General features: G+C 60.3%; 5 protein-coding genes. 2 read left to right on the top strand and 3 right to left on the bottom strand.

Going from position 1 to position 4,330, the window contains the following annotated elements; all coding sequences use genetic code 11:
- The coding region (locus tag PSV43_RS09290; protein ID WP_300196041.1) for a substrate-binding domain-containing protein at positions 1–1,148 on the top strand (1,148 nt) is incomplete at its 5' end.
- A gap of 180 nt (positions 1,149–1,328) precedes the next feature.
- On the opposite strand, the gene PSV43_RS09295 is transcribed toward PSV43_RS09290, so the two are convergent.
- From PSV43_RS09295 to PSV43_RS09305, 3 genes are all read right to left on the bottom strand, one after another.
- Entirely contained in the window at positions 1,329–2,114 is a 786-nt protein-coding gene (locus tag PSV43_RS09295; protein ID WP_300196044.1) for an SDR family oxidoreductase, read from the bottom strand.
- Positions 2,115–2,618: 504 nt separating this feature from the next.
- Positions 2,619–2,846, bottom strand: coding sequence for a hypothetical protein (locus tag PSV43_RS09300; RefSeq protein WP_300196047.1), 228 nt, complete (start codon positions 2,844–2,846; stop codon positions 2,619–2,621).
- A gap of 114 nt (positions 2,847–2,960) precedes the next feature.
- Positions 2,961–3,695: a hypothetical protein gene (locus PSV43_RS09305; protein ID WP_300196049.1), complete on the bottom strand. Its 735-nt coding sequence runs from the start codon at positions 3,693–3,695 to the stop codon at positions 2,961–2,963.
- Between the two features lie 248 nt (positions 3,696–3,943).
- Here PSV43_RS09305 and PSV43_RS09310 point away from each other — a divergent pair.
- A partial coding sequence (locus PSV43_RS09310; RefSeq protein ID WP_300196052.1) for a permease occupies positions 3,944–4,330 on the top strand: 387 nt, incomplete at its 3' end.

The following is a 4,330-nucleotide window of genomic DNA, read 5'->3' on the forward strand; positions in this document are numbered from 1 at the left end:
AGGCTGTTAAAACGATTTGTCACAACGTCATGCTACTGGTCTGTTGTCCAAACCAGATGCAGCCCCCCACCGAATCCTCCTCCAGCCCCAGACTGCCTCAGCGCATCTCCCTGGTCTCCCTGACCGCGCAGAGCCTGCGCGAGTCCATGCAGGCCGGTCACTGGCACGGCCATCTCCCAGGAGAGCGTGAGCTGTGCGCACGCCTGCAAGTCAGCCGCCACACGCTGCGTGCCGCCCTGCATGAGCTGCAGCGCGATGGCTTTTTGGAGGTCTCAGACAGACAGCGGCGGCGCATCAAGACCGATGTGAAAGAGCAGACCGCCGTGCATGACCGGGTGATCGCGCTCATCTCCCCCCGCCCGCTGCTGGAGATGTCTCCCTCCACGGTGGTGATGGTGGATGATCTGCGCGATCAGCTTTCCCGGGTTGGTTTCAGCTTTGAAATTCATGTGAGCACCGCGTGCTTTTCCGCCACGCCAGCGCGTGCGCTGGAGGCTCTGACCACCCGCTCGCCTGCCGCTGCCTGGCTGCTGTTTGGCTCGCTGGAGCCGGTGCAGAGCTGGTTCGTGCGCCGCAAGCTCCCCTGCCTCGTGGTGGGCTCCTGCGCGCCGGGGATGAGCCTGCCTTCCATCGATGCCGACTACCGCGCGCTCTGCCGCCATGCAGGCGGCCTGCTCAGTGGCAAAGGCCACCGCCACATTGCCTTCATCCGACCAGCCGGAGATTACGGCGGCGACATGCAGAGCGAACAAGGACTGCGTGAGGCCCTGGGCGGAAGCCATGCACTCAGCCTGCAGGTGATCCCCCATGACGGCACCGCAGCCCATCTGTGCACACTGCTGGACAAGACCCTGCGCTCGGCCCGCCCGCCCACGGCCTACGTGGTGGCACGGGCCATGCATGTGCTCACGGTGATGATGTTTCTCACGCAGCGTGGCAAACGCATCCCGCAGGACATCGCGGTGATCTCCCGGGATGACGAAACCTTTCTCCAGCACACCGTGCCGCCCATCACCCGCTATGCCGCGAACACCGGTCAGTTTGCCCGCAGCGTGTGCAAAGCCGCACGCCAGCTTGCCGAAGCCGGCACACTGCCGCCCAAAGCGATCCGCCTGATGCCAAAGCTGATCCGTGGGGAAACGGTGTAAAAAGTACTTATGAGCTTTAGCTCGTTCCGTAAAGTACTTATGAGCTTTAGCTCATTCCGGATGCACTGCGCTGCGCCCCTTCCAGAACGAGCTAAAGCTCGTGAGTACTTTTCCAGAACGAGCTAAAGCTCGTGAGTACTTTCCCAGACCAAGCTAAAGCTCATCAGTACTTCAGAGGCATCACCAAGCCGTCCAGCCGCCATCCACCGCCAGGTTCTGGGCCGTGATGAAGGAAGACGCATCGCTGAGCAAAAAGGTCACCGCACCGGCAATCTCCTTCGCCTGCCCCACGCGGCCCAGCGGCACTTTTTGCGCGAGACGCTCGACGAATTCGGGCTGCTGAAATTGAATCGTCGGGTTGGGGAATGGACCGGGCGAGATGCTGTTGCAGCGCACACCTTGATGGCCCCAGTGCACAGCGAGGTAGCGCGCCATCTGCTGAACTCCCGCCTTGCCCACGCCATACTCGATGGGGTTCGGATTCATCGGCGCAGCATACACCGCAGGATCAGGCGAAACGCTGCCATACATGCTGGAAAAAAGCACCATGCTGCCCCTGCCCTGCTCCGCCATGTGCCGGCCCACGGCACGCGCCAGCGCAAAGGTGGCGGTGAGGTTGCCGTGGTTCGCCATGTCAAAATCCTCGGCGGTGAGATCTTCAAAACGCTTCGCCGTTGAGGCATACGTCATCACCACCAGACCCTGCGGCACCCCATGCGCGGCGATCTGGTCTTGAACGAAGGATTCCATGGCGGCGATGTCAGCGGCATTGAGAGACGCCGCGCTCACCTGTGCCTCCAAACCTGCGGTCTTGATCATCTCCGCAGCGCGCCCTTCCAGATCCACGCACAGCACGCGGGCCTGCATTTCAGCCAGTTGCGCCACGACAGCAGCGCCGAGATAACCGGCACCGCCAAAGACCCAGATGCTGCGCTGATTGAGATCGAATGGATGAGGAGAGGACATGAGCCCAGAAAAAACGACTGAACCCCTGTGGCTCAAGTCCGCACTGCTGGTCTGTTGTCCGAGCCAGATCAGCGTCGCATTCAAAGTCGTGGGATGGGTGTGGCGACAGCCCGCGTGTCCTTCGAAGCACGTAGTGCGAAGAATGGACCCGTCCTGAGCGGGTGGTGAGGTCTATGGCGTACGAACGCCTCCAGAGTCGGGCGGTTTGGCGGACTGTGCGGTGAGGCGTTGCCATGTCTTCGACGCCAAACACACCCAACGTACATCCCCCGGGAGTGCCTGCGCCCATCGTAGGATGGGTGTGGCGACAGCCCGCCCGTCTGCGAGCGTACGGCAAACACACCGGCATGCGCACGCCCTCGCAGTCGGGCGGTTTGGCGAAGAGGTATTTGTGTGAAGCGGAGTGTCCCGCCCGCCAAACACACCCAACCTACTGCCCAGAGGCGGCACGGGATCATGGCAGATCCCGTGCTTTTTATTCAGTGTCAGCACCGATCCCGCCAGTCACTTAGCCCCTTCCTTCTTCTTCACCGGATAAGAGCCGGGCGACTTGGTAAACTTCTGCATGCAGTCCACGCAGCAGAAGGACACAAAGCCTTCATCCGTCTTCACCCGATAGATCGGACGCGAGGGCTTGTGGTCCACCGGACATTGATCATTGATGGGCCAAGCGGCGAACACGGTGGCGGTCATGGCCAGACTGAGCAGCAGAGGAGCAAGTAGCGTTTTCATGGATGGAGTCGAGTTGGAGTTGGCGCGTGTTACCCCATCAACGCCCCAGCCCCCACTCCCCATAGGCCATCGCAAATCCTGCCCAAGGATGCGCAAGTCAGGCACAGTGCGGGGTTATTTTTCTTCTACATCCCAGTACGCCAACTTCGCGACCTGCTCCGGCGTCAGCGTGTCGATCCAACTTTTGGTGCCGTATCCTGCATTGTACATGCGACGCCAGTCGATGGTGCCATCTGGTCGCAGTTTCTCCACGGCGACAGAGCCGTCATTGCGGCCCACGATGATTTTATTCCCTTTCCACACCCGGCCACGCTTGTTGTCCGATGGGTCCGCGACATTCCATTTTGGGGGCCATGAGGCGTTGAGAGCGTTTTCCACCACGATGGGCGTATCTCCGGCTGATGAATCCGTTTGGAATTTGAGCAGCATCCAGTGGCACTCACCGGGAGTCAGGGCTTGGGCAAAGTCGGGTGCAGTCCCAATGCTCATGTCGGGGGCAAACACACTGTTGGGACAGCCGAAAATACTTTCGTTGGGCGCAGTCAGGATGTCTTCCTCGAATAACCTGCGAAAAATCTGATTTGCCGATTCCGCACCGACGGCTGCAGATCCTGCGTCTGGATAGGCAGAAGAGTTATCCTTGGAGAACTGCTTCAGCGACAGGATGATCTGCTTACAGTTGTTCACGCCCCGCATTTGCGCACCCTGTTTGGCGATGGAAGATCCCTGCGAACTCAAGAATAACCAGCCAAGCAAACCTACGCTGACCACGACTCCCCACTGCAAACACCCCCAGCGCTGTTTCGACGGCTCATTCATAGGCGTATTCCACCAAAACTGCCACCCCAAGGCAATCTGATTCGGCGTTCAAGGGCAGCACCCTAGCTTTGCGCCCCCATTTCGGCATTCCATGCGCAATGACCGAGGACAAGTAGGAGAACGAGGACGACTCCTGCCAGCGCCCCTCTTGACCTCTTGACCTCTTGACTCCCCTTGACCCTTGACCTCTCGTCGTTCCCCAACATTCCGTCATTCCCCCGTTCTTTCCCGCTTGAACCCGCCTTCTCGGCGCGTTTATGACTCTCTTTCCCAACCACATGATTTTTCTCGCCGATCTGCCCGTCCCCAGCCGCATGGGGGACATCCTCATGGCCTTCCTGAGCATTGTCTTCGAAGGCGCTCCCTACATTCTCATCGGCACGGTCTTTTCCGGAATAATAGACGCCTTCCTCCCGGCCAAGCTGCTGGACCGCGTGCTGCCCAAGAGCAAGGTGCTGGCGACGCTGATAGCCGGCTTCCTCGGGCTGATTTTCCCCGTGTGCGAGTGCGCGGTGGTGCCGGTCATCCGGCGGCTGGTGCAAAAGGGGCTGCCCCTTTCCTGTGCGGTGACGTACATGCTTGCGGCCCCGATCATGAACCCCATCGTCGCGCTCAGCACGATGACAGCGTTCAAGGAGTTCCAAGGCCTGACCTGGGCCACGGCG

It is taken from the genome of Prosthecobacter sp., assembly GCF_029946185.1.
In the GTDB taxonomy this organism is placed as follows: domain Bacteria; phylum Verrucomicrobiota; class Verrucomicrobiia; order Verrucomicrobiales; family Verrucomicrobiaceae; genus Prosthecobacter.

Coding starts and splice junctions, on each gene's coding strand:
- PSV43_RS09295 (WP_300196044.1), bottom strand. CDS start 2,114: ATGTCCTCTCCTCATCCATTCGATCTCAATCAGCGCAGCATCTGGGTC.
- PSV43_RS09300 (WP_300196047.1), bottom strand. CDS start 2,846: ATGAAAACGCTACTTGCTCCTCTGCTGCTCAGTCTGGCCATGACCGCC.